The following is a 26155-nucleotide window of genomic DNA, read 5'->3' on the forward strand; positions in this document are numbered from 1 at the left end:
CGTGGAGAACACCATGACGAGAGAGCTGACCATCGACGAGATGGCGACGCTGACCGCCGGCGCGACGATGTGGACCACGCCGGCCATCCTTGACGCCGGCATTCCCTCGCTGGCGATGGCGGACGGGCCGATGGGCGTGGCCGGCGCGCGGATCGACGAGCGTGACGTCTCGCTGCTCACGCCGGCGCCCATCGCGCTGGGCGCGAGCTGGGACCCGGCGCTGGTGCAAAGGGTAGGGCGGCTGGTCGGCGGCGAGGCGATCCGCCGCAATGTCGACCTGATGCTGGCGCCGAACCTGAACCTGGCGCGCAGCCCGCTGGCCGGCCGCGCCTTCGAGTACTTCTCCGAAGATCCCGTGCTGACGGGCACGCTGGGCGCCGCCTGGGTGCAGGGTTGCCAGTCCGTCGGCACGGGCGCGGTCGCCAAGCACCTCGTCTGCAACGACAGCGAGACGGAGCGCGACCGCATGAATGCCGTCGTCGACGAGCGCACGCTGCGCGAAGTCTATCTGCTGCCGTTCGAGATGGCGGCGGCGGCGGGATGCGCCGGCATGCTCACGGCGTACAACCGCGTCAACGGCCAATGGTGCGCCGAAGCGGGGCCGGTGGTGCGCGACATCGTGAAGGACGAGTGGCGTTTCCCCGGCGTGTTCATGAGCGACTGGTTCGGCACGCATTCCACGGTGGGCTCGCTGGCCGGCGGCCTCGACCTGGAAATGCCGGGGCCGGCGCGCTTTCTCGGTGCGCGCAGCGCCGGCGCCGTGGCCGAAGGGCAGGTGCCGCTGGCACGCCTGCAAGACGCGGCGCAGCGCGTGGCCGACACCGCGCGGCGCTTCGGCGCCGGCAAAGGCCAGCCGCTCGACGATGCCGCCGCGACCGAACTGCTGGTCGAAGCGGCAGCCGCCGGCTTCACGCTGGTGCGCAATGAAGGTGCCATGCTGCCGCTCGATCCGGCGAAGCGGCAGCGCATCGCCGTGATCGGCCCGAACGCCAGCGCGCCATGCTTCCAGGGCGGCACCTTCGCCAAGATCGCCGTCAAGCCCGATGCCGTGCTGCCGATCGATGCGCTGCGCGTGCGCTTCGGCGACGCCATCGCCAGCTACACGCCGGGTGTCGATCCGCAGCCGAAGCTGCCGCGCATGCCGGTGCGGCCGGCGCGCGCGCTCGACGATGGCTGCACGCGCGGCATGACGATCGAGTACTTCGACAATGCCGACCTGGCCGGCCGGCCCGTGCTGAGCGAGACGCGCGACACCAATTCGCTGACCTGGTTCCACGGCGTGCATGAAGCCGGCGCCTTCCAGGTCGCGGCGGGCACGCGCGCCAGCGGCCTGTTCACCGCCACCGAAAGCGGCGAGCACCGCTTCCACGTGGGCGGTACCGGCGCCCTGCGCCTGCTGGTCGACGGCGAGGAAGTCTTCCGCCGCGACGAACAGCTGGCGCCGGGCGACGTGATGGGGCGCCTGAAGAGCGGCGATGCCGACAGCGTCGTTATCCCGCTGGAGGGCGGCCGCACGGTGGAAGTCGTCGTCGAGCTGCGTTACACGCCGGCCCGCTGCCAGGGCCTGTGGTACGGCGTGCGCGCGCCCGGCACCGCCGCGGCGATGATGGCTGCCGCCGTGCAGGCAGCCCGCGACGCCGACACCGTCATCCTGGTGGTCGGCGAGACGTCCGATGCCAGCGTGGAGAGCAAGGACCGCGCCGATACCTGCCTGCCGTTCGAGCAGCTTGCCCTGATCGAACGGGTGTGCGCGGCCAATGCGAACACGGTGGTCGTCACCAATGTCGGCCATGCGTTCGACACGCGCTGGGAAACGCAGGCGAGGGCAGTGCTGCACTGCTGGTACCCGGGCCAGGAATTCGGCGCCGCGCTGGCCCAGGTGCTGGCCGGCGACCGCGAACCGGGCGGGCGCATGCCCGTCACGATCGCCCGCGACGATGCCGACTACCCGGCGTTGTCGCTGCGGCCGGACGCGCGGGGCGACCTGCACTACAGCGATGGCGTGCGCGTCGGCTATCGGGGCCTGGCCGCGCGCGGCGTTGCGCCGCGCCAGCCGTTCGGCGGCGGCCGCGGTTATGCCGAGTTCCACCTGCGCGATGCCGCCGTGCGCGAAGCGGCCGGCGGCTGCGAGGTCACCGTCACGCTGCGCAATACCAGCACGCGCGGCGGCGCCGAGGTCGTACAGGTGTACCGCACCGTACCCGAGCTGGCGCTGGTCGGCTACGCCAAGGCGTGGCTGGAGGCAGGCGCGGCGACAAGCGTCGTCATACCCGTTCCGCTGCGCCGCCTGCAAACGTGGCGCGATGGCTGGCGCACGCTGGAGGGGCCGATCCACCTGCTGGTGGGCCATTCCAGCGCCGACCTGCCGCTGTCGGTATCCATCACCATCCAAGGAGACAAATCGTGAACCACACCACCAATGCGGCCCGCGCCAGCGGCCGTGCGCCATTCGTCGTCGGCATCGGCGGCACGACCCGCCCCGGCTCCAGCACCGAATGCGCGCTGCGCGCCGCATTGCGGCATGCGCGGGAGCTGGGCGCCGAGACCCGCCTGTTCGGCGGCGAGGCGCTGGCAGCGCTGCCCGGCTATTCGCCGGAGCAGAGCGAACGCACGGCAGGGCAGCGCGACCTGGTCGAGGCGGTGCGGCGCGCCGACGCCGTGATCTTCGCCTCGCCCGGATACCACGGCGGCGTCTCGGGTCTCGTCAAGAACGCCATCGACCTGCTGGAAGACCTGCGCGCGGACGAGCGCGTGTACCTGGACGGCATGCCGGTCGGCTGCATCGTCACCGCGGCCGGCTGGCAGGGCTGCAATACCACCTTGGCGGCCATGCGCTCGATCGTGCATGCGCTGCGCGGCTGGCCGACGCCGCTGGGCGTGACGCTCAACACGGCCGGCGTGAAGCTGTTCGACGGCGATGGCCAGTGCCTGGAGGCGCAGGTGAGCGCGAGCCTGCGCACCCTGGCCGAACAGGTGGTGGGCGTGCGCAATCCCGCACCCGCGGCAGCATAAAAAACAAGAATTACGGTTCTAAAACCGTGCTATGCTGGATTCCACATGACGCCCGGCCATGACGGGCGCGTGCGGACACAAGAACATTGGAGACAAAACGCATGACCTGCCAGATCCACCCCTGCGCGGCCGGCACGGCCGCGACCCCGCCTCCCGCACCAACTTGCCGTTGATCCACCGGCCCGCGCCGCCACCGGCACGCGGGTCCGCGCAAGCGAATCGATAACGCCAGCTTGTCCGGCCGCTCCGCGCGGCACCGGCAAGGGCGCCGTGCGCCCCGTTGGCCCGCAGTCCCGAAAGAAAGGTGATTCATGACGATCAGTAAAGTGCAGTTCCGCCGGCAGCGGCCGGCCGCCGCGGGCGAAGGCCGCGTCGACAATCCGTCGCGCCGCGACGTGCTGGCCGCGCTGTTGGCAGGCGCGCTGGCTACTGCGTGGACCGGCTCCGCCGCGGGCGCCGCGCTGAAGGCCGCCGGCGCGGCCGCACCGGCGCGGTCCGCCCTGAACGCCGGCGAGATGGCGGTACTCGGCGCCGCCGCGCAGGTGATCATCCCCACGACCGACACGCCCGGCGCGCGCGAAGCGGGCGTGCCGCAGTTCATCGGCGCCCTGTACGCAGGCTGGATGACGGACGCCGAAGCGGCCGCCTTCCGCGGCGGCCTGGCCGGGCTGGACGACAGCGCGCGGCAGCGCTGGCAGCGCGGCTTCGCCGACTGCACGCCGGAGCAGGGCGCCGAACTGCTGCAGGCGCTGCGCGCGGCCAGCCCGTATGGCGGGCGCACGTTCTCGCTGGCCGACCGCATCCTCGACCCGAAGGCGCCGTTCTACCTGCGGCTGCGCGACCTGGTCGTGCTGGGCTACTTCACGTCCGAGACGGGCAGCAACCGCGAGCTGCGCTACATGCCGGTGCCCGGCAAGTTCGAAGCGAATGTCGACATCAAGACCTGGCCCTACCAGGTCGTCATCTGAGGACCATCATGAAGAAGGACATGAGCAAGGGCGCGCAATTCGACGCCATCGTGATCGGCTCGGGCATCACGGGCGGCTGGGCCGCCAAGGAGCTGACCGAGAAGGGGCTGAAGGTGCTGGTACTGGAGCGCGGCGCGAAGGTCGAGCACCAGACGGGATACATCCACGAATTCACGCCGCCGTGGCAGGCGCCCAATGGCGGGCTGCCCGAGCGCGAGCTGTTTGCGCGCGACTATGAAATCCAGAGCAAGATCGAGCGGGGTGCCTTCAGCTGGGCCAACCGCCACTACTGGATCAACGACCGTGAAAATCCGTACGAGCAGGTAAAACCGTTCCGCTGGCACCGCACCAATGTGCTGGGCGGGCGCTCGCTGACCTGGGGCCGGCAGTCCTACCGCTGGGGCAACGACGACTTTCTCGCCAATGCCCGCGATGGCCACGGCAACGACTGGCCGATCCGCTACGCCGACCTGGCGCCGTGGTATAGCCACGTCGAAAAATTCATCGGCGTGAGCGGCCAGCCCGAAGGCCTGGAGCATTTTCCCGACGGCGAGTACCTGCCGCCAATGGAGATGACGGCGCTGGAGCGCGCGCTGAAGGAACGCATCGAGGCGAAGTGGCGGGACCGCCGCGTGACGATCGGGCGCGTGGCCAATCTGACCGTGGAGCACAATGGCCGCGGCGCTTGCCAGAACCGCAATATCTGCAACCGCGGCTGCTCGTTCGGCGCCTATTTCAGCTCGCTCAGCTCGACCCTGCCGGCGGCACAGAAGACCGGGCGGCTGACGATCCGCACCGACAGCGTGGTGGAATCGATCGAGGTCGATCCGAAGACGAAGCGGGCCACCGGCGTGCGCGTGATCGACGCGAAGAGCGGCCAGCGGCTCACGTTCAAGGCGCGCGTCATCTTCCTGTGCGCCTCCACCTACGGCACCTTGCAGGTGCTGCTGCAATCGCGCAGCGCCACTCACCCGAACGGCATCGGCAACCACAGCGACAAGCTGGGGCGCTACCTGGTCGACCACCACGGCGTGGCCGCGTTCGGGGAGATCAAGGGTTTCGAGGACCGCAACTACAAGGGGCGCCGCGCCACCGGCATCCTGATCCCGCGCTTTCGCAACGTGGGCAGGCAGGACGAGGACGCCGACTTCACGCGCGGCTACGGCTTCCAGGGCGGCGCCATGCGCGACGACTGGACCAACACGGCGGCGCTCACCGACGACTTCGGCGCCGGCATGAAGCACAACATCGCGCGGCCTGGCAAGTGGGTGGCCTTCCTGGGCGCGTTCGGCGAACAGCTGCCGCAGGCGCACAACCGCGTCACGCTCAACGACAGGAAGCCCGGCAACCATGGCTTGCCGCAGCTGAGCTTCGACGTGGCCTACGGCGAGAACGAGAGAAAAATGGCCGTCGACGCCGGCAGGCAGGCCGAGCAGATGCTGAAGGCGGCCGGCGCCGAGCGCGTGCAGCTGATCCCCGTGCGGACCATGCCCGGCGTATCCATCCACGAGATGGGCGGCGCGCGCATGGGGCACGACCCGGCCGAGTCGGTGCTCAATGCGCACAACCAGGTGCATGGGGTGGACAACCTGTTCGTCACCGATGGCGCGGCCATGGCGTCGGCGGGCACCGTCAATCCCTCGCTCACCTACATGGCGTTGACGGTGCGCGCGGTCGACTACGCGGTGGCCCAGATCAAGGCTGGCCGGATCTGATGCCCGCGAAGCGGGGGCGCGCACCCGCTTTGTTTTGCTTCGAATATAACGGTAATTCTAATTCTTGAAAGGGCAAGGCATGACGACCCCCAAACTGCGCTGGGCTTATATGGATCACTGGCGCATCGATACGCCGCAGGGCCAGCTGTCGCAATACACGTCCGTGAAGCGCTTCGACGCCTTCCTGAAGCAGATCTCGGCGCTGGGCTTCGAGGCCATCGAAACCTTCGACTTCCACCTCGGTCCGCTGCGCGAGCTGTTCGGCTCGCTGGAAAACGCCCGCGCCTTCATGCAGGAGCGCGGCATCGACCGCGTGCTGAGCCTGTTCCACGCGGTGATGTACGACGAGCGGCAGAGCGCGCCGCACGTGCGGGCCACGCATGACCACATCTTCAACTACGCGCAGCACATCATGCGCTCTTCCGCCGGCCTGGGGGTGCAGAACTTCATCGTCATGCCGGCCGGCCTGTACTACGACGTGGAACCGGTCACCGACGACAAGCTGCGCGCCTGCGCCGAATTGTGGAACCGCGTCGGCAAGATGACGCTGGACCATGGCGTGAAGACGTGCTGCCACCATGAATTCTTCTGCGGCATCCGCTCCGCCGAACAGCTGCGCAAGTTCTACGAGTGGACCGATCCGCGCTACGTGTTCCTGTGCCTGGACACGGCGCAGCACGTGATCGCCGGCGTCGATCCCGTCGACCTGTACCTGGAGCTGCACGAGCGCTGCGCCGCGTTCCACATGAAGGACACGAAGCACGTCGACCTGGTGGGCGACTACCGCCGCAAGCCCGATGCCGAGGTGATGGCGACGACCACGCCGCGCTGGTTCCACGAGATGGGCACGCCCGGCGGCCTGGTGGACTTCCCGGCGCTGATGGCGGCGATGAAGGAGTGCGGCTTTGAAGGCTGGGTCGGCGTCGAGCACGACAAGGCCGACGTGGGCGGCGGCAACTACCCGGAAAGCACGGCGCTGGCGGCATGGTACATCCAGCACGTGCTGAAGAAAATCTACGCGTGAGGCAGGTAATGAACGGACAGATCAAATGGGCGTACGGCGTCAACCAGTGGAAGGCCGGCTTCACCAGCTTCGCGCGGCTCGAGGAAATCGAACGGGCGCTGAAGGTGACCGCCGCCTGCGGCTTCGACGCGGTCGAGCTGAACGCGGGCAGCGGCCGCTGGGACCCGATCGGGCGCCCGGAGAACATCGCGATCAACTTCGGATCGGCGGCGCATTTCCGCCTGAAGCTGGCCGAGCTCGGCATCCACCGCGTGTCCAGCACCTTCTTCGATCCGACGGTGATGAGTTTCGAGGAACTGCATTTCGGCCTGATGAGCACCCAGCCGGCGGACCGCGACCGGATCGTCGCCCAGGCGCGCATTCATGCCGGGATGCTGGCGGAAGTGGGCGGCGACGTGCTCGTGGTGCGGCCGTTCCCGTCGTTCTGGAAGGAGGGCGCGCTCGACGAAACCCGCATGGCCGCCGCCGCGGCCTGCTGGAACGCCGTCGGCGCCATGGCCGCCTCGCTGGGCCTGAAGACGGCGCTGCATGTCGATGCGCTGTCGGCACTGCGCACGGCCGACGAACTGGATCGCCTGCTGCAACTGTGCGACAGCGACAACGTGGGCCTGGCCATCGACACGGCGGAACTGACCATCGCCGGCCATGACGTGGTGGCGCTGTACCGCCGCTTCCACGAACGCGTGCTGCACTTCCACTTCAAGGATGCGCTGGCCGTCGACACGCTGGGCGAGTACCGCCTGCCGAACGCCGAACGGGCCATGATCGCGGCGGGTGGGGAGCGCGAGGTGCAGCGCTGGTTCGGCGAGATGGGGAGCGGGCTGGTGGACTTCCCGGCGCTGCTGGCGGCAATGCGCGAACTGGGCTACGCGGGCTGGATCGTCGTCGAAAGCGACAAGGGGCCCGAGCCGATCGCGAGCGGCATGATGCTCAACGCCTGGTACCGGCGCCATGTGCTGGAGCGGGCCGGCGACCTTTCGCTGCGCTGATCGGGAGGCGCCATGAACCTCCACGAGACGGGCGCCGAGGAAGGCGCCAGGCAAGGTGCCAAGGAAGGGGCCAGGCATGGCGGGGCGGCGCCTGCGCGTACCGCCGGCCGCGCGCAAGGCATCGCGCTGATGGCGATCCTGGCCATGCCCACGCTGGCGCTGGCCGCGCTGGTCCCGGGCCTGCCGCAACTGTTCCAGCAGTTTTCCGCGGTGCCGAACTTCCAGCTGCTGGTGCCGATGATCATCACGGTGCCGTCGCTGTGCGTGGCGCTGTTTTCCGGGTTCATGGGTGCCATCGCCGACCGCTGGGGGCGGCGCCGGCTGCTGCTGGCGGCGCTGTTCGCCTTCGCCCTGCTGGGGCTCGCGCCGCTGATGTTCGACAGCCTGCTGCTCATCGTCGCCAGCCGCGTCGTCGTCGGGCTGGCCGAGGCGGCCATCCTCACGGTGGGCAATGCGCTGATGGGCGATTATTTCGAAGGCGAGGAGCGGCAGAAGTGGCTGGGCTACCAGAACATGTTCGCGCCGCTCATCGGCTCGGCCATCCTGCTCTCCGGCGGTTTCCTGGCCGGCGTGCACTGGCGCTATCCGTTCCTGCTGTACCTCTCCGGCTTCGCCGTGCTGGCGCTGGTCTTCTTCGTCTGCCATGAGCCGCGCAGGGGCGCCGCCGAAGCGGAGCGGCCCGCGGCCACGCCATTCCCCTGGCGCGTGTCGCTGCTCGTGTGCGGCGTGACGATCCTGTTCGCGCTGGTGTTCTTCGTGCAGGCCGTGCAGCACGGCCGCATCTTCGCCGACATGGGCGTGGCGTCGCCGGAGCGCATCAGCGTGCTGGCCACGGTGGCCAGCCTGGGCACCGTGCTGGGCGGCTACCTGTTCAAGCGCTTCGGCGGCCTGTCGGTGACGACGTGGATGGCCATCGTGCTGGCCTTCTATGGCGTCAGCTACGTCGGCGTGGCGTGGGCGCCCGATCTCGTCGTCGGCCTGCCGCTCGACGCGCTGGGCCAGGTCGGCGGCGGGCTGATGCTGCCGGTGCTCGTCACCTGGGCCTTGCAGCACTACGGCTTCGAACACCGCGGCCGCGGCATGGGCCTGTGGGGCGGCTCGTTCTTCCTGGGCCAGTTCCTCAGCCCGCCGTTGCTGACCCTGATCGGCAGCTTCGGTTTCACTTTCCTCGGCAGCGTGGCCGTGGTGGGCGCAGCCTGCGCCGCCGCCGCGCTCGTGCTGCTCGTCACTCACCTGAAAGAGACATGACATGCAATTCGCAGCCTGTATCGAATGGATGTTTGCGGACGCCGGCGCGGACCTGCCGGCGCGCATCCACGCCGCCGCCGCGGCCGGCCTCAAATCCGTGGAATTCCACCTGTGGCGCGACAAGCCGCTCGATGCCATCGAGGCGGCGCTGCGCCAGACCGGCGTGCGCCTGCGCAGCTTCTGCGTCGACCCGCGCCGCAGCCTGGCCGACCCCGCAGACCATGACGCCGTGCTGGCGGCGGTGGCCGATGCGATCCCGGTCGCACGGCGCTTCCAGGGCGCGGCGATGATCCTCGCTTCGGGCTTCACGCGCCCCGGCGTGCCGGACCAGGAGCAGTTCGACGCGGTGGTCGCGGTGCTCAGGCGCGCGGCGGCGCTGGCCGAAGCGTCGGGTACCACGCTGTGGCTCGAGCCGGTGTACATGATCGTTGGCGGCCAGCGCATGTTCGTCGACACGATCGGGCGCGGGCTCGATATCGTGGCCGCCGTCGACAGTCCCGCACTGCGCCTTCTGGCGGACGTGTTCCATGCCGCGCAAACGGGCGAGGCGTTCGGCCCGGCCGTGCGCGGCCGCATGGCGCTGGTGGGGCATGTGCAGGTGGCCGACACGGGCGGGCGGCACGAACCGGGCACGGGCGATATCGACTGGGGGCACGTGATGGCCGCGCTGCGCGACGGGAAGTATGCCGGGGAGATCGGGCTGGAGTACTTCCCCACCTTGCCGGACGTTGCATCGCTGGCAGCCGCGCGCCGGGCGCTGGGCCTGGCCGACTGACGGCCAGGCCATGCCGCCCACCAGTGCCCATGCCCGTGCGCCCAAGCAGGGCCGGAGCCGCGAATCCTTCGAACGCATCATCGCCGCCACCCTGGACCTGCTGGGCGAACGCGCTTATGACCAGATCACGCTGGCCGAAATCTGCCGGCGCGCCGGCGTATCCACCGGGTCGCTGTACGGCCGGGTCGATGGCAAGGACGAGCTGCTGCGCGTGGTGCAGGTGCGCTTCCTCGCCGGTCTTGCCGGGCAGTTCACCCGCGAGGCGGACCGCATCGCCGCCGAGGCGCGCGGGCTGGAGCAGGTCGTGCCGGCCGTCGTCCGCGGCCTCGGCGCCCTGCTGAAGGACAATGCCAGCCTGCTGCGCGCGTTCATGCTGCGGGGCACCAGCGACCCGGTCATCGGCGCCGCGGGCAAGAAGTCGGCACTGGAGACGTTTGCGAAGTTCATCGCACTGCTCCAGACGTGCCGCGGCGAGATCCGCCATCCGCACCCCGACCGGGCCATCGAGACCGGCATACAGCTCATCTACGCCACGCAGGCGCGCTTCCTGGGGCTGGACAGCATCGGCCGGCTGGACGAGGCGGGCAGCTGGAGCCAGTTCCTGGACGACCTGTCGGACATGCTGCTGGCCTTCCTGCTGTTCAGGCCCGGCCGATAAACAGTCGAAAAACGGTCGAGGCGCGGCCAACGTGCAGCCACGGGGCGCTATCGAAGACCTGGATAGGTGCTATCCATACAAACCGGTGGCGTCGATGCACTTTTTGATGGGAAAAGGCGGCGGGAAGCGATATCATAATTTCAGTTCTGATTTCCCCCGCTGAAGCAGCCAGAGAGCTGCACACCATCCAGGAGACACACGATGCAGAGCAACAGCCCCCAAGCACACCGCCAGGCCGACTGGCGCCAGGGATGGATCCTCGTCTTTTCCGGCTTCCTGCCGGTGATGGCGATCATCGCCCTCGCGCCCACCTTGCCCACGCTGCTGGCGCACTTCCACGACGTACCCAATGCCAGACTGATGGTGCCGCTGCTGATCACGGCGCCCAGCGCGTGCATCGCGCTGTTTGCCCCTGCGGCCGGCGCCATCGCCGACCGGTTTGGCCGCCGCAAGCTGCTGCTGTGGGCCATGGCCCTGTACGGCGCCGGCGGCCTGCTGCCTTTCTTCATCGATAATTTCTGGGCCGTGGTGGCGGGGCGCTTCGTGATCGGCATCGGCGAGGCCGGCGTGCTCACCGTCGTCAACACGCTGCTGGCCGACTATTACGAGGAGCAGGCGCGCCACCGCTGGCTGATGATCCAGGGCGTGGTCGGGTCCATGCTCGGCACGCTCACCATCGCCTGCTCGGGCTTCCTTGCCGCGCAGGGCTGGCAATTCCCCTTCCTCGTGTATGGCGTGGCGATCCCGATCTTCCTCGCCAGCCTGGCCTTCCTGTTCGAACCGGCGCCGCGCGGCAAGCGCCTGCATAAAACCGACGGCGCGCCGACCGCCACGCCGTTCCCCAAGCTCGTCGCGCTGATGGTGTGCGGTGTGACGGTGGTGCTGTCGACGATCTACTACGTCCAGGTGATCAATTTTTCGCTGCTGCTCAAGGAAATGGGCGTTGGTGATCCCAAGTCGATCGGGCTGTGGATGGCGATCCCCAGCATCGGCGTGCCGATCGGCGCCGTCATCTTCCGCTACACGACGCGCTTCGGCGCCGGGGCGCAGATCTTCCTCGTGTTCGTCGGCTATGCCATCGGCCTGGGCGGCATCGGCATGGCGCCGGACTACAAGGTCGCGCTGGCCTTCGCGTTCGTGCAGCAGCTGGCCAACGGCATCATCGTGCCCGCCCTGATCGCCTGGACACAGAGCAAGTACTCGTTCGAACACCGCGGCCAGGGCATGGGCTGGTGGGCCAGCTCCTTCTTCGTGGCCCAGTTCCTGTCGCCCGCCGCCGTGAACGCCATGCGTGGCCTGGTGGGCGACTTGCAGGGCGCATTCCTGGCCTTCGGCATCATTGCCGGCGTGTGCGCCCTCGGCGCCGTGCTGCTGCGGCTGCGGCGGCCGCCGGCACCCGCCTACTCGTAGCCTCACCGCCGCAACCGGCGGCCGCACATTGGTGTCGGACATCCCTCGGGATATCGGACACCGGTTTTCCCCACCATTCACCAGGGCCCGCGACAGGGCCAGGGACCCCTGCATCCCGAATATCCAGAGGAATCACATGACCACATCCCACCAGATCAAGCGCGGCGTCTCCCTGTACAGCTACCAGTACGAGACCTTCCTTCGCCAGATGACCCTCGACGACTGCATCGCCCACGCCGCCGGCCTCGGCGCGCGCGGCATCGAAGTCGTCAGCGAACAGTCGTTCACCGGCTTCCCGGACGTGCCCGAGGAGCAGGTGGCCGGCTGGTTCGCCTCGCTCGAACGCCATGGCGCGTATCCGCAATGCCACGACATGTTCCTGGACGTGAAGCTGTACAAGGACCGCAAGCTGAACTTCGACGAGATGGTCGCCTCCCTGAAACGCGACCTGCGCTTCGCCAAGCGCATCGGCTGCCGGAACGTGCGCATCATCGTCAACACGCCGCCGGAAGTGGTGGTCGCCTGCGTGCCGCTGGCCGAGGAACTCGACGTGCGCATGGGCATCGAGGTGCATTCGCCCTTCCACTTCGACCACCCATGGATATTGCGCTACACGGAACTCACGCGTGCCACCGGTTCGGACCACGTGGGCTACGTGCCCGACATGGGCATGTACACGAAAAACTACCCTCCGGTGTTCCGCGACCGCTTCCTGCGCATGGGCGCGACACCGAAGATCGTCGAATTCATCCTGCAGGCGCATGCCGCGCGCGTGCTGCCCGACTACGTGCTGATGGACGTGCGCAAGATGGGCGCCAACGCCGTGGATTTGCAGATGGCCGAGACGCTGCGCCACAACATCTGGAGCAATCCGCGCCGCATGCTCGAGTTCATGCCGTGGATCTTCAACATCCACGCCAAGTTCTACGAGATCGACGACAGCGGGCGCGAACCGGCCATTCCCTACGAGGAGATCATCCCCGTGCTGATCGAGGGCGGCTACGACGGCCACCTGTCCAGCGAATACGAAGGCCAGCGCCACATCGAGGATGCCTTCGAGGTCGACGGCCGCGAGCAGGTACGGCGGCAACAGGAAATGTTCAAGCGCCTGCTGGGCGAAGTCTGACAACCGCGGTCTGGAAAGAAAAGGAGAAACCATGTACGACCAGCACATCATCTATCCCGGCAGCGTGCGCAATACCGACGACGGCGCCGGCTGGCAACTGGGCGCGCGCCTGCCGTATTACCGGGGCCAGATCCTCTCGGCCGTCGAGGATATCGCCTTGACCGTGGACGGCAACAGGGTCCCGCGCGAACACGTGCGCTTCACGGTGCGCGGCATGACCTTCACGCTCGACGAGCTGGAGACCGAATATGTCGAACGCTGGGAATTCGGCGAAGTCGCGCAGGTCACCGTCCTGCAGCCCGGCGGGCTGCCGCCCGGCGAACACGAGGTGACGGCGGCGGTCCAGCTGCGCATCTCCTACCTGCCGTGGAGTCCCGTGACCAGCTGCACGGCACGCGCGGCCATCGAGGCGGCGCACACTTAACGGGAACATCACGCGGCCGCGAAGGCGAGGCTGGCCTGGTTGCCAGCCCGTTCCCCACGCACGCCCATGCGCGGCCGCGCAGTATCCACCGCGTCGATCCCTGGCATCCAAACAATCACGCCGGCCGGGGCATCGAAACGGGTCCTTCAGCACCTATCATTTTTCGCACAAACACAGAATTGACGGCCGGTCCAGGACCGCCGGATAACCAGGAGACGAAAATGAAGCACCCCAAGCCCAGCGCCATCGCCCATGCCCTCTGCGCCGCCGGCTGCCTGTCCTTGTCGGCCGGCGTCGCCGCGCAGGCCGGTGACGCCAGCCAGGAAGCACGGCCGGACCGCGGCGGCATCGCCGAAGTGATCATCACCGCGCAAAAGGTGGCGCAGCCCGCCAGCAAGACGCCGCTGGCGCTGTCGGTCGTGTCCGGCGACGACCTGAAGAACGCCGGCACGAACGACCCGCGCGCCCTGGCCGAGGCGCTGCCCAATGTCGAAATCGCCCAGGAGAGCGGCATGCTGCAGGTATCGATCCGCGGCGTGACGAGCCTGGACATGACGGAAAAGGGCGACCCCTCCGCCGCCTTCCATGTCGACGGCGCCTACATTCCACGCTACGAAGCGCAGGCGGCCGCCTTCTTCGACCTGGACCGCATCGAAGTGCTGCGCGGCCCGCAGGGCACGCTGTACGGCCGCAACGCCACGGCGGGCGCGATCAACCTGATCACGAACAAGCCCACGCGCAAGCTGGAAGGGAAGGTGGGCGTGGAGATCGGCAACTACCGCACGAAGCGGCTCGACGCCATGCTCAACGTGCCGCTCGGCGAGAACTGGGCGATGCGCGCGGCCATCAACACGAACAAGCACGATTCCTACTACAACCCGGGGCCGAACACGATCGAGCTGGAAAGCCAGGACGACAAGTCGGCGCGCCTGCACCTGCTGGGCAACTTCGGCAAGGATACGAGCCTGCTGCTCACCGCCGAGAAGAACAGGATCGGCGGCGGTGCATCCTCACCGGTACCGATCACGAACTTCTTCGACGGCGAGCTGGTCGGCAAGCTGCCCTTCACGCCGGCGGGCCGTGGCAACCACATCAAGGACCCTGTGTATGTGGATCGCGGCAAGGACGTGCAGCGCACCACCTATTGGGAGTTCAAGCAGGACGCCGGCTCGCACCGCGACAACGAGGCGACCTCGCTGCGCGGCGAATTCAAGACCCGCGTGGCCGACATCGATGTCACCTACCAGCTGGCGAAGATGCGCCTGAAGCTGGACCAACTGAACAACGGCGTGTACTTCGGCTTCCCGTTCACCACATTGAACATCGGCGACAGCGACGCGGTATCGCACGAGTTCCGCCTGAACTCCACCGGCAACGGGCCGCTGCGCTGGGTGGCGGGCGTGTACAAGTTCGACGAGGACATCTTCCGCCGCGCCGCCTACACGACCTATGTCACCGCGCCATTCGGCCAGTTCAACATCCAGTTGCCGTTCCTCGCCACCTTGAACAACAAGTCCACGGCGGCCTTCGGCCAGGCCACCTGGGCGATCCGTCCCGATACGCGCCTGATCGCCGGCGTGCGCCGCACGCGCGACCGCAAGTCCGGCTACGATCCGCTGTCCGGCGAGGCGGCCGTGCCGCCGGCCACGGAGAGCTCGAAGGCCTACTCGGAAGACGTGCGCTTCAATAACACCAGCTGGAAGCTCGGCATCGACCACGACCTGCGCCAGAACGTGATGGTGTACGGCTCCATCTCGACGGGCTACAAGGCCGGCGGCTTCAACGCCGAGCGCGATACGGGCGTGTACCGCCCCGAGACGCTGAAGGCCTACGAGGCCGGCATCAAGGGCCGCTTCCTGGACAACCGCCTGCAACTGTCGGCGAACGTGTTCCACTATGCGTACGAAGACCAGCAGCTGACGACGACGACCTGCCGCACGAACGATCCGGCCTCCTGCCATTCGTTCACGGCCAACGCGGCCAATTCGGAAGTCGACGGCGCCGAGTTCGAGGGCCAGCTGCGCGTGCTGGGCGACGGCACCTTGCGCGCCAGCCTGGCGTTCACGGACGCGAAATACAAGAACTACCAGCCGACCGCGACGATCGACTTCTCGGGCCAGAAGCTGGACCGGGCGCCGACATCGACCGTCGGGCTGGGCTACACGCATCACTTCGCGGTGGCCAACGGCGGCGAGATCACGGCCACCGTGAACACCCGGCACTCGACGTCGTACTACATCAGCGACCCGGTCGAAGGTATCCGCTACCGCCAGCCTTCGTACTGGAAATCCGACGCGTCGATCGGCTACGCGAACCCGGACGGCACCTGGAACGTGCAGCTGTTCGTGAAGAACATCGAGGACACGGTGAAGATCGAGAGCCGCGTGCCGGGTTCGTTCTTCCTCAACGATCCGCGCACCTTCGGCGTGCGGGCCGCCTACAACTTCTGAGTCATTCGCCGGGCATGGCGTGCTCCGCCATGCCCGGCGCCCCGTCCATGTAGCCGCTGGCTACGCCGGCGCCACGTTCCGGGCACGGCCGCCACGCGCTTGCCGCGCCTCACCCGGCAAGACCGCCGAGCCGGCTGAGACACTTGTCGCAGGCGCCGCCTCGCCTGCGACAAGTGTCGGCGCCGGTTGCGCGCATTTCCCTCCCATCTCCCCGGTTTTCCACGCAAAACGGTCCTCACGCACGTCAAACGCGTGGTGGCATCGAATTTGCTCAACGTCTCCTGCATGCGCTGCCTGTCCTCACCGGACCCGCGCATGGACCACCTACAAGGAGACAGTACTGATGAAGCCGACACCGGAACACCTGCTCTGGATGTACGAGAAGATGATCGAGATCCGCGCCTATGAAGAGACGATGGCGAAGGTCTACATGGAAGGGAAGCTGCCGCCGAAAATCCAGAAGGGGCTGGCGTTCGATATCGGGGCCGGGCCCGTGCCCGGCGAGATGCACCTGGCCGCCGGGCAGGAACCCGTGGCGGTCGGCGTCTGCGCGCACCTGGGCGACCAGGACAGCGTGGTGGGCGCCCACCGCTCCCACCACTTCGCGATCGCCAAGGGCGTGCCGCTCGACGCGATGACCGCCGAGATGTTCGGCAAGGACACGGGGCTGGGTCGCGGCAAGGGCGGCCACATGCACCTGTTCCACGTGCCGACCCGTTTTTCGTGCAGCGGTATCGTCGGTGCCAGCGCGCCCCAGGCATGCGGCGCCGCGCTGGCCGCCCGCAAGCTGGGCACCGACTCCGTCGCCGTCGCCTTCTTCGGCGAGGGTGCGGCCAACCAGGGCGCGTTCCATGAATCGCTGAACCTGGCGGCGGTGTGGAAGCTGCCCGTGGTCTTCGTCTGCGAGGACAACAAGTACGGCATCTCGGTCGAGAAATCGGTGTCCACGGCCGTCGCGTCGAATGCCTCCCGCGCGGCCGCCTACGGCATGCCGGGCGTGCTCGTCGAGCGCAACGACGCCATCGACGTCTACGCGGCGGCGGGCGCCGCCATCGCCCGCGCGCGCCGTGGCGAAGGCCCCACGCTGATCGAGGTGAAGACCGACCGCTACTTCGGCCACTTCCAGGGCGACCCCGAGAACTACCGCCCGAAGGGCGAGGGCGCCGCGCTGCGCCAGGACGATCCGATCGCGCGGCTGGCCGCCGCCCTGCGCGGCGCGGGTCTGCTCGACGACGGGCGCGAACACGTGCTGCGCATGCGCATCGCCGGCCGCATCGAATCGGCTTTCGCGTATGGCCGCCAAAGCCCGTATCCGGCGGCGCGCGACGCCTTCGAGCACGTTTTCGCCGATTGAAGACTTGATACCAGGAGACACCATGCAAGAGAGCAGCAAAGACGGCGCCGTGCGCACGCTGACGATGGCGCAGGCCATTGCCGAGGCGATCGGCCAGGAGATGGAACGCGATCCGTCCGTGTTCGTCATGGGCGAGGACATCGGCAGGTACGGCGGCATCTTCAGCGCCACCACCGGCCTGCTGGACCGCTTCGGCCCGGAACGGGTGATGGAAACGCCGATTTCGGAAACCGCCTTCATGGGCGCGGCCGTGGGCGCCGCGGCGGAAGGGCTGCGGCCCATCGCGGAGCTGATGTTCGTCGACTTCTTCGGCGTCTGCTTCGACCAGATCTACAACCACATGGCCAAGAACTGCTACATGTCCGGCGGCGCGGTGAAGCTGCCGGTGGTGATCACGACCGGCATCGGCGGCGGCTACAACGACGCGGCCCAGCACTCGCAGTGCCTGTACGCGAGTTTCGCCCACATGCCCGGCCTGAAGGTGGTGGTGCCGTCTAATGCCTACGACGCGAAGGGCCTGATGATCCAGGCGATCCGCGACAACAACCCGGTGGTGTTCTGCTACCACAAGGGCATCATGGGCCTGTCGTGGATGTCGTATTTCGAGGGCAGCACGAACGCGGTGCCGGAACAGGCGTATGCGATCCCGTTCGGCAAGGCGCGCGTGGTGCGCGAGGGCAGCGATGTCACCATCGTGACGCTCAGCCAGATGGTGCACAAGGCGGCGCTCGCGGCCGAGCAGCTGGCCGGCGAAGGCATCTCGGTCGAAGTGCTGGACCTGCGCACCATCGTGCCCCTCGACCGCGAAGCCGTGCTGGCCAGCGTGGCCAGGACCGGTCGCGTGCTCGTCGCCGACGAGGATTACCTGAGCTTCGGCCTGTCCGGCGAGATCGCCGCGCTGGTCGCCGAGCACCTCGACACCGTGCCGTTGCGCGCGCCCGTGCGCCGACTGGCGGTGCCCGACGTGCCGATTCCATTCAGCCGGCCGCTCGAACAGGCCGTGATTCCACAAGTCGAGTCCATTGCCGACGCCGTGCGCGGCCTGATGGAAGCAGGAAAACCGATCAATTCATTACTCCAGGGAGCACCAGCATGACCGAAGCAAGGACCGAAGCAATGACCGAAGCAAGGCTGGAAGGCGGGGTGTGGGACGACGTCGAGGAGGGCACCGAAGCCCTGTTGCAGGAATGGCTGGTGGCAACCGGCGACGAGGTGGCGGCCGGCCAGCCGCTGGCGATCGCCGAGCTGGTGAAGACGACGCACGAGGTGACCGCGCCGGTGGCGGGGCGCGTGACGGCGCTGCTGGTGGCGGCGGGCGAGACGTTCGGGCGCGCGCAGCCGCTGGCGCGGATCGGGGACTAGGCCATGGGCACCGCAACCCCTGTGGAGGACCGCCCGGCCGGGCAGCCGGGCAAGGTACCGCTGGCCGGCATGCGCGGCGCGATCGCGCGCAATATGGAACAGGGCTGGCGCGTGCCGCGCGTGGCCCAGTCGATCGAAGCCGACGTGTCGGCGTTGCAGGCGCTGCGCGACGCCGCCGGCGAAGGCGCCAGGAGCAGCCTGACGGCCTACGTGCTGCGCGCCGTCGCGCTGTGCCTGCGCGAGCATCCGCGCCTGAACGCGCGGCTGCTCGACAAGGATATCGAGCTCATGGAAGACATCAACCTGGGCCTGGCCGTGAGCCTGGACGAAGGCCTGATGGTGCCGGTGCTGCGCAATGCCGACCAGAAGAGCACGGCGGAGCTGGCGGCCGAAGCACGCCAGTTGGCCGAGGGCGCGCGCGCCGGCAGCCTGTCCCCCGGCAGCTACCAGCGCGGCACCTTCACCGTCACCAGCCTGGCCGGCACCGCCATCGACAGCTTCACGCCGATCCTCAACGCGCCGCAAGTGGCGATCCTCGGCGTGACCCGCGTCGCCGCCAGGCCGGTGGCGCGGGGGAGCGGCGTGGTGGTGGCGCCGATGATGGGGCTGCACCTGGTGTTCGACCACCGCGCGGTGGACGGCTATCCGGCCGCGCTGTTCCTGACGGCGCTGAAGCAGCGCCTGGAAACGGCGGAGGGGCTGTGATGGACAACCGTGCGGTCTTCATCGACACGGTGACCTGCCGCGAGGAACAGGCGTGGAACGCGGCCCAGCTGGACGAGCCGGTGACCGAGCCGCGCATGCGGCTGTGGACCTACCGCGCGCCGGGCGTGGTGCTCGGTTGCTCGCAGGGGGCCCTGCGCGAGCGGCTGGACGGCGCGCATACGCTTGCCGGCGCGGTCGTGCAGCGCGGCTCGGGCGGCGGTGCCGTGCTCACCGGGCCGTGGATGGTCAGCGCGTCGATCGTGTTGCCGCCGGCGCACCCGCTGCTCGGCCGTGGCACCCTGTCGAGCTACCGCTGGCTGGGCGCGCTGCACGCGGGCCTGTTGCGCGATATCGGCATCGCCGCCTATGCCATTCCTCCCGAGGAGGTGCGGCTGCGCGAGGCCGATGGGGGGCTGAAGTGGGCCTGCTATGGCGGCGTCTCGCCATGGGAGGTGGTGGTCGGCCGGCGCAAGATCGTCGGGCTCGCCCAGCTGCGGCGGCGCACCGGCGTGCTGCTGACCTCCGGCACGCTCATCGGCCGGCCCGACTGGCCGCTGCTGTGCGATGCGCTCGGCCAGCCGCCCGCCGACGCGGCGCTGCTGGAAGAACGCACCACCTCGTTCGCCGAGCAGCTGGGCGCGCCCATCCTCGCCGAGGTGCTGGCCGAGCGCCTGCACCACATGTTGACCGACGTGCTCGGGGCGGCCGCCGACGCCACCGTTGCGTGCCCGCCCACGCCGAGGGCGCAACGCCAATTCTTCCTGTCGCATTGATGAAAGGACCAAGATGAACGAACCAGTCAAACCCGCCTGCGGCGGGACCGGCATGCGCGTGCTGCCGAAAACGATCACCGTGACGCGGCGGGGCTTCCTGCACGGCGGCGCGATGGCCCTGGGCATCGCGGCGGTGACCCCCGCCGCGCTCGGCGAGCCGGCGGCCGCGGGGCTTGCCCGGACCTTCCGCGTGCTGGGCGCGCCCGCGGCGGCGACCCTGCTGCGCATGGCGCGCGACGTATTTCCCCACGACCGGCTGGCCGAACGCTATTACGCCGATGCGCTGCGCCCCCTCGAGCGCGCCATGGCGAAGGACAAGGCGCTGGCCGCGATGGTGCGCGCCGGCGTGCGCGACCTCGACGCGGCAGCCAGGGCCCGCTTCGGCGCGGCCTACGCCGCCGTGCCGGCCGAAGCCGACCGCGTTGCCCTGCTGCAGGGGATCGAGGCGACGCCTTTCTTCCAGAAGATCCGCGGCGACATGGTGACCAGCCTGTACGACAACAAGGCCGTCTGGCCCCTGCTCGGCTACGAGGGCTCCTCATGGGAGCAGGGCGGCTACCTGGCGCGCGGGTTCAACGACATCGACTGGCTGTAGGCGGCCGGCGCAGCACCATAACAATACAGGAGACAGCATGAGCAGGAAATTCGCATTGAACGACCCGGACGTGGTCGTGATCATCGGCTCGGGCGCCGGCGGCGCCACGCTGGCGCACGAGCTGGCGCGCAAGGGCGTCGACAAGATCGTGATGCTGGAAGCGGGCAAGCATTTCACGCAGGCCGATTTCGAGAACGATGAATGGGCCATGTTCAACAAGCTTTCCTGGCTCGACAAGCGTATCTCGGCCGGCGGCTGGCACCACACGAAAACCTATCCGAACCTGCCGGCCTGGATCGTCAAGGCCGTGGGCGGCTCGACGGTGCACTGGTCCGGCGTGGCGCTGCGCTTCCAGGAGCACGACTTCCGCACCCGTACCGTGTATGGCGCCGTGGAAGGCGCCAACGTGCTGGACTGGCCCATCACGCTGGAAGAGCTGCAGCCCTACTACGAGCTGGCGGAAAAGAAGATGGGCGTGGCGGGAACGCGCGCGAGCGGCTTGCCGCCCATGCCGGAAAGTAACCAGACGAAGGTGGTGGCGGCCGGGGCCCGCAAGATCGGCTACCAGCGCATCATCCGGCCCGTCGCCTCGAACTCGCAGCCGTACGACGGAAGGCCCGGCTGCATGCAGATCGGCTTTTGCATGCAGGGCTGCAAGATTGGCGCGAAATGGTCGACGCTGTACACGGAAGTGCCGCGCGCCGTGGAAACGGGCCGGGTGGAATTGCGGTCCGAGAGCATGGCGCTGCAGATCCGCCACGACAGGGCCGGCAAGGTGAACGGCGTGCTGTACGCCGACCGCAAGGGCCGCCACGTGCTGCAGAAGGCGCGGCTCGTGTGCGTGGCCGGCAACTCGATCGAATCGCCGCGCCTGCTGCTCAACTCGGCGTCGGCGATGTTCCCCGACGGCCTGGCCAATTCGTCCGGCCAGGTGGGGCGCAACTACATGAACCATTCCACGGCCGCGGCGCTGGCGATCCACCGCAAGCCGGTGTACATGAACCGCGGCTTCGACATCGGCGCCGTAATTGCCGACGAGGTGCCGCCCGACACGCGGCGCGGCTTCAACGGCGGCTATTACCTGGAAGGGCTGGCGCTGGGCCTGCCGTACGCGGCCGCGTTCATGAAGCCGGGGGGCTGGGGCAGGGATGTCACGTCCGCGCTGGAGATGTACGACCACATGACGGCGATCTGGGTGTGCGGCGAGGACATGGCGCGCGAACAGAACGCCATCACGCTGCACCCGACCGAGAAGGACCAGTACGGCCTGCCCGTGCCGATCGTGAGCAAGACCTACCACCGCAACGACGACGCCATCGCGGCCCACGGGCTGGCTCAGTTCCGCAAGCTGTCGGAGGCGGTGGGCGCCACGCGCGTGATCGACATGCCGGCCTACCCGGCCAGCCACAACATGGGGACCAACCGCATGAGCGCGCACGCGCGCGACGGCGTGGTGAACAAATGGGGGCGCAGCCACGACATCCCCAATCTCTACATCTCGGACGGCAGCCAGTTCACGTCGAGTTCGGCGGCCAATCCCACGCTGACGATCGTCGCGCTGGCGATCCGGCAGGCCGAACACATCGCCGCCGAACTGGGGCGCGGCGCGCTGTAGCCGTACGATGGTCCCCGCGCCGCGGCGGGGCCATGTTGACGTATCATTACAAGCGGGCAATGACCGGCAATCAATGAGTTGCCGGCGCAGCAGGAGACAGGCATGACGAATTCCGCAACCAGCCGGCACATCGAACACGTGTTGTCGGCCGCCCTGCAAGGGGCGCAGGGCGAAGCCGCCGACGAAGTGATCCTCAGGTCGTGGCGGCGCTGCATCAGCGACTACGGGCTCGACCCCGCGCGGCCGAGGGCCCCGCACATCGTGACCTCGCACACGCTGCGCGCGCACCAGGAGCAGATCGAGCAATTCATGGGCGTGGCGCGCGTGGGCATGGAACAGATGCACAAGCGCGTGTCCGGCCTCGGCTACGTGCTGCTGCTCACGGACGCCGCCGGCGTCACCGTCGACTACATCGGCAACGATGCGCAGGCCGTCGAGTTGAAGCGGGCCGGCCTGTACCTGGGCGCCGAATGGAGCGAACGCTCGGCCGGCACGTGCGCCGTGGGCACCTGCGTGACCGAGCAGACGGCGCTGACCTGCCACCAGGCCGATCATTTCGATCCCACGCACATCCCGCTGACCTGCTCGGCGGCGCCGCTGTTCGACCCGGAAGGCAAGTTCCTCGCGGTGCTCGACCTGTCGGCCCTCGCATCGCCGCCCAGCAAGAAGAGCCAGCACCTGGCGCTGCACCTGACGATGATGTACGCCCAGCTGATCGAGGACGCCAACTTCCTGCGGCACTTCCAGGACCGGGCGATCCTGCGCCTGGGCACCACCTGGGCGCTCGTCGAGGTCAGCGGCGAGATCATGCTGGCCTACGACGAGGCGGGCAACGTGGTGGGCGCCAACACGGGCGCGCGCCGCCTGTTCCACGATGCGCCGGGCGGCATCGTCGGGCGCGCACTCGGCGACCTGTTCGAGCTGGCGCCGGCCGACCTGCACCAGCTGTTGCGCTTCCAGGCCGGCGAGCGTTCCATCGTGGCGCGGGGCGGCGGCGAAATGTTCTATGCCAGCGTGCGGCCGCCGCGCCAGCGCCCGGCGGCGCGCCGCCTGCCCGCCGAACCGGAAGGCGCCGTGCCGGCCAGCCACCCCGAGCTGGACCGGCTGGCGGGCGACGATGGGGCAATGCGCCGCCTGCTCGACCAGGCCAAGCGCCTCGTCAACCGCAAGCTGAACATCCTGATCCACGGCGAGACGGGCACCGGCAAGGAAGTCGTCGCCCGCGCGCTGCACGGGTCGAGCAACCGGGCCGCCCGGCCGTTCGTGGCCGTCAATTGCGGCGCCATCCCCGAATCGCTGATCGAGAGCGAGCTGTTCGGCTATACGGCGGGCACCTTCACGGGCGGGCGCGCGAAAGGCATGAAGGGCGTGATCCTGCAATCCGACGGCGGCACGCTGTTCCTCGACGAGATCGGCGACATGCCGCTGCACCTGCAAACGCGCCTGTTGCGCGTGCTGTCGGAGCGGGAAGTGCTGCCGCTGGGCGCCGACCGGCCGGTGCCGCTCGACCTGACCGTGATCGCCGCGTCGCACCGCGACCTGCGCAACCTGATCAGCGACGGCACGTTCCGCGAAGACCTGTATTACCGGCTGTGCGGCGCCACGCTGCACCTGCCGCCGCTGCGCCAGCGCGAGGACCGGCGCTATCTCATCGAGAGGGTGCTGGCCGAGGAGGCGGAGCTGCTGGGCAGGGATGCGCAGCTCAGCACCGATGCCATGCGTGCGCTGCTGTGCTTTGCCTGGCCGGGCAATATCCGCCAGTTGCGCAACGTGCTGCGCTACGCGCTGGCGATTACCGACGGCGACCTGGTCATGCACGCCGACCTGCCGCAGGAATTGACCGGCCAGTTCGGGGCGGGGCTGGGCGCTTCCCCGCCGGCCCCGCCGCCGGCGGCTAGCGACACGGAAGACGAGGACGGTGCGCGTCTCGTACCACCTGCGGCGCTGCAGGCCGCCCTGGCGCGCCACAAGTGGAACGTGACGCGCGCGGCATCGGAGCTGGGCCTGGCGCGCGCCACGGTGTACCGGTACATGCGCAAGTTCGGCATCGTGCCGCCGAACCAGCGCTAGGGGGCGCCCGGGCGCCCCCTTGGCGTCGCTACCTGGCCGGGTAGCGCGGGTCCCACAAGAGCGGTTTCGTCGTCTTCTCGTATGCCATGCCGCGCGGCAGGCTGACGATCTCCAGTTGCAGGCCCCAGGGCGCCAGGAAGTACATCCACGTCAGCCCGGCCGCCGGGCCCTCCTTGAAGGTGCTCGGGCTGCCGAGCGTGCGCACGCCCTTCGCGCGCAGCCAGGCGACCGCCTTGTCCATGTCCTCGACATAGAACGCGAGGTGATGGCCGCCGATGTCGCTGTTGCGCGGCAGCCTGGTGGCCTGGTCGGGCGCGGCGTACTCGAAGACTTCGACATTGATGCCCTGCCCGCAGCGCACCATCTGGAAGCGGCGGATCTCGGCGCGCGGATCGACATTCAGGTGGACCGTCATCCAGTCATCGGCGAACTTGAACGCGCCCAGTTCGATGGAAGCCTCGCAGCCGATCACGTCGACGAAGAAGCGCACGGCCTCGTGCATGTCCGGCACCGTGATGCCCACGTGGTGGGCGCCCTTCATGCCGGGCATGCCGGCGCTGGCGCCGAGCGGCAGTGCCAGCGCGAACGCGGCGCAGGCGATGGTCTGTTTCAAGCGCATGGGGTCTCCTTGTGTTGTGGTGATGCGAAACGTGGTACTGCGTTCATGCCACTGCCGCCGCGGCCGGCGTCACGATGATCTTCACGTTGTTTTCCTTGTCGCGCGCGAGGCGCTCGAAGCCGCCGGCCACGATGTCTTCCAGGGCGATGCGGCCGGTGATGAACGGCGCGACATCGATGCGGCCGTCGGCGATGAAGGCAATCACGTCGGCAAACTCGCCGTTGTACGCCAGCGAGCCGACCACCCGCTTCTCGGTGGAGACCAGGTTGAAGAAATTGAAGCTGCTCGGTTCCTCGAAGACACCGACCAGCACGCAGGTGCCGGCCTTGCGGATCGCGTCGATGGCCAGTTTCGCCGTGTCGCGATGGCCGATGCACTCGAAGCTGACGTCGGCGCCCAGGCCCGCCGTGACGCGGCGCACCTCGGCCAGCGCGTCGCAGGACGAGGGATCGAACACGTGGCTGGCGCCGACCGCCAGCGCGCGCGCCTTGCGTGCGCCCGACATTTCCAGGGCGATCACCTGGGCGGCGCCGGCGGCGCGGGCGCAGGCGATCGTGCACAGGCCGATGGTGCCGGCGCCCACCACCACCACGCTTTGCCCCAGCAGCGAACCGGCTTTCTTCACTGCGTGCATGCCCACGGCGAGCGGCTCGATGAGGGCGCCCGCTTCGGCCGGGAAGTCGTCGGGCAGCTTGTAGAGCAGGTCGGCGGGCACGTTGACCAGTTCGGCGAAGGCGCCGTTGTTCATCAAGCCGGTGAAGGCCAGCTGTTCGCAGATGTTGTACATGCCATGCGTGCAGTAGTAGCAGCGGCCGCAGTGCTGGCACGCGTCCGCGGCCACCCGCTGGCCGACCGCGAAGCCTTCGACGCCTGGGCCGAGGGCGGCGATCTCGCCGCAGAATTCGTGGCCGAGGATGCATTGCCCCTCGATGCCGGTCAGCGGGTGAGGCGTGCCGACGGGGATGAACACGGGACCGGCCAGGTATTCATGCAGGTCCGATCCGCAGATGCCGCACCAGTGCACGCGGATCTGCACCCAGCCTTCCTGCGGGGGCGGCGGCAGCGGCACGGTGTCGACGCGGATATCGTGGCGGCCATGCCAGACCGCCGCGCGCATCGTGCGGGGTGAATCGGGGTAAGAGTCGTTCATCATGTGTCTCCTTGTTGTGGTGAGGAGAGCACAGCAACACGCGTGCCAACGAATTTCCGGCGGCGGGCGCACGGCCGGTGCGGCGTTCCCCGTGGAACGGCGCCTGCGGGCGG

At 68.6% G+C, this 26155-nt stretch carries 23 protein-coding genes; 21 read left to right on the plus strand and 2 right to left on the minus strand.

The features are described 5' to 3' along the window. Positions 1-13: 13 nt before the first annotated feature. The 21 genes from V6Z91_RS19430 to V6Z91_RS19530 all read left to right on the plus strand — a co-directional run bounded on the left by V6Z91_RS19430 (position 14) and on the right by V6Z91_RS19530 (position 24273). Positions 14-2407 (plus strand): glycoside hydrolase family 3 C-terminal domain-containing protein, encoded by a 2394-nt coding sequence (locus tag V6Z91_RS19430; protein WP_338759875.1) that lies wholly within the window; start codon positions 14-16, stop codon positions 2405-2407. Beyond that, the gene (locus V6Z91_RS19435; protein WP_338759878.1) at positions 2404-3012 is read left to right on the plus strand and encodes an NAD(P)H-dependent oxidoreductase; all 609 of its coding nucleotides are present in this window, start codon (positions 2404-2406) and stop codon (positions 3010-3012) included. The genes V6Z91_RS19430 and V6Z91_RS19435 overlap by 4 nt, the downstream gene beginning before the upstream one ends. Before the next feature lie 311 nt (positions 3013-3323). Then, positions 3324-3980 carry a gluconate 2-dehydrogenase subunit 3 family protein gene (locus tag V6Z91_RS19440; protein WP_338759881.1) on the plus strand — a complete coding sequence of 219 codons (657 nt, stop codon included), beginning with the start codon at positions 3324-3326 and terminating at the stop codon, positions 3978-3980. 8 nt (positions 3981-3988) lie between these two features. Continuing rightward, positions 3989-5695 (plus strand): GMC family oxidoreductase, encoded by a 1707-nt coding sequence (locus tag V6Z91_RS19445; RefSeq protein ID WP_338759884.1) that lies wholly within the window; start codon positions 3989-3991, stop codon positions 5693-5695. A gap of 79 nt (positions 5696-5774) precedes the next feature. Next, a complete protein-coding gene (locus tag V6Z91_RS19450) occupies positions 5775-6719 on the plus strand; it encodes a sugar phosphate isomerase/epimerase family protein (RefSeq protein ID WP_338759887.1) in 945 nt (314 codons plus the stop codon). An 8-nt stretch (positions 6720-6727) separates the two neighbouring features. Beyond that, on the plus strand, positions 6728-7708 hold the full coding sequence (locus V6Z91_RS19455) for a sugar phosphate isomerase/epimerase family protein (protein ID WP_338759889.1): 981 nt from the start codon (positions 6728-6730) through the stop codon (positions 7706-7708). Between the two features lie 12 nt (positions 7709-7720). After that, positions 7721-8956: an MFS transporter gene (locus V6Z91_RS19460; protein ID WP_338759892.1), complete on the plus strand. Its 1236-nt coding sequence runs from the start codon at positions 7721-7723 to the stop codon at positions 8954-8956. Between the two features lies 1 nt (position 8957). Continuing rightward, the gene (locus V6Z91_RS19465) at positions 8958-9731 is read left to right on the plus strand and encodes a TIM barrel protein (protein WP_338759895.1); all 774 of its coding nucleotides are present in this window, start codon (positions 8958-8960) and stop codon (positions 9729-9731) included. Positions 9732-9741: 10 nt separating this feature from the next. Next, positions 9742-10389, plus strand: coding sequence for a TetR/AcrR family transcriptional regulator (locus V6Z91_RS19470; protein WP_338759898.1), 648 nt, complete (start codon positions 9742-9744; stop codon positions 10387-10389). A gap of 201 nt (positions 10390-10590) precedes the next feature. Then, a complete protein-coding gene (locus tag V6Z91_RS19475) occupies positions 10591-11799 on the plus strand; it encodes an MFS transporter (protein ID WP_338759901.1) in 1209 nt (402 codons plus the stop codon). Between the two features lie 136 nt (positions 11800-11935). Further along, positions 11936-12925 carry a TIM barrel protein gene (locus V6Z91_RS19480; protein ID WP_338759904.1) on the plus strand — a complete coding sequence of 330 codons (990 nt, stop codon included), beginning with the start codon at positions 11936-11938 and terminating at the stop codon, positions 12923-12925. A 31-nt stretch (positions 12926-12956) separates the two neighbouring features. After that, positions 12957-13349: a DUF6379 domain-containing protein gene (locus tag V6Z91_RS19485; RefSeq protein WP_338759907.1), complete on the plus strand. Its 393-nt coding sequence runs from the start codon at positions 12957-12959 to the stop codon at positions 13347-13349. Between the two features lie 221 nt (positions 13350-13570). Beyond that, the gene (locus V6Z91_RS19490) at positions 13571-15799 is read left to right on the plus strand and encodes a TonB-dependent receptor (protein WP_338759911.1); all 2229 of its coding nucleotides are present in this window, start codon (positions 13571-13573) and stop codon (positions 15797-15799) included. Positions 15800-16142: 343 nt separating this feature from the next. Beyond that, positions 16143-17153: a thiamine pyrophosphate-dependent dehydrogenase E1 component subunit alpha gene (locus V6Z91_RS19495; protein WP_338759914.1), complete on the plus strand. Its 1011-nt coding sequence runs from the start codon at positions 16143-16145 to the stop codon at positions 17151-17153. Positions 17154-17175: 22 nt separating this feature from the next. Beyond that, positions 17176-18249: an alpha-ketoacid dehydrogenase subunit beta gene (locus V6Z91_RS19500; RefSeq protein ID WP_338759917.1), complete on the plus strand. Its 1074-nt coding sequence runs from the start codon at positions 17176-17178 to the stop codon at positions 18247-18249. Then, a complete protein-coding gene (locus V6Z91_RS19505; RefSeq protein WP_338759919.1) occupies positions 18246-18515 on the plus strand; it encodes a lipoyl domain-containing protein in 270 nt (89 codons plus the stop codon). The genes V6Z91_RS19500 and V6Z91_RS19505 overlap by 4 nt, the downstream gene beginning before the upstream one ends. Positions 18516-18518: 3 nt before the next feature. Further along, the gene (locus tag V6Z91_RS19510; protein WP_338759922.1) at positions 18519-19220 is read left to right on the plus strand and encodes a 2-oxo acid dehydrogenase subunit E2; all 702 of its coding nucleotides are present in this window, start codon (positions 18519-18521) and stop codon (positions 19218-19220) included. Beyond that, complete coding sequence (locus tag V6Z91_RS19515) at positions 19220-19993, plus strand: ligase (protein WP_338759925.1); 774 nt, start codon at positions 19220-19222, stop codon at positions 19991-19993. Before V6Z91_RS19510 ends, V6Z91_RS19515 begins: the two co-directional genes overlap by 1 nt. A gap of 13 nt (positions 19994-20006) precedes the next feature. Further along, the gene (locus V6Z91_RS19520; protein ID WP_338759927.1) at positions 20007-20588 is read left to right on the plus strand and encodes a gluconate 2-dehydrogenase subunit 3 family protein; all 582 of its coding nucleotides are present in this window, start codon (positions 20007-20009) and stop codon (positions 20586-20588) included. 37 nt (positions 20589-20625) lie between these two features. After that, positions 20626-22203 carry a GMC family oxidoreductase gene (locus V6Z91_RS19525; protein WP_338759930.1) on the plus strand — a complete coding sequence of 526 codons (1578 nt, stop codon included), beginning with the start codon at positions 20626-20628 and terminating at the stop codon, positions 22201-22203. A gap of 102 nt (positions 22204-22305) precedes the next feature. Continuing rightward, on the plus strand, positions 22306-24273 hold the full coding sequence (locus V6Z91_RS19530; RefSeq protein WP_338759933.1) for a sigma-54-dependent Fis family transcriptional regulator: 1968 nt from the start codon (positions 22306-22308) through the stop codon (positions 24271-24273). Positions 24274-24301: 28 nt separating this feature from the next. Here the strand turns inward: V6Z91_RS19530 and V6Z91_RS19535 are convergent, their stop codons facing one another. Beyond that, complete coding sequence (locus tag V6Z91_RS19535) at positions 24302-24892, minus strand: VOC family protein (protein WP_338759937.1); 591 nt, start codon at positions 24890-24892, stop codon at positions 24302-24304. A gap of 43 nt (positions 24893-24935) precedes the next feature. Next, positions 24936-26009 carry a 2,3-butanediol dehydrogenase gene (locus V6Z91_RS19540; RefSeq protein ID WP_338771944.1) on the minus strand — a complete coding sequence of 358 codons (1074 nt, stop codon included), beginning with the start codon at positions 26007-26009 and terminating at the stop codon, positions 24936-24938. Positions 26010-26155 lie beyond the last annotated feature (146 nt).

The organism is Massilia sp. METH4, assembly GCF_037094685.1.
GTDB lineage: Bacteria > Pseudomonadota > Gammaproteobacteria > Burkholderiales > Burkholderiaceae_D > Rugamonas.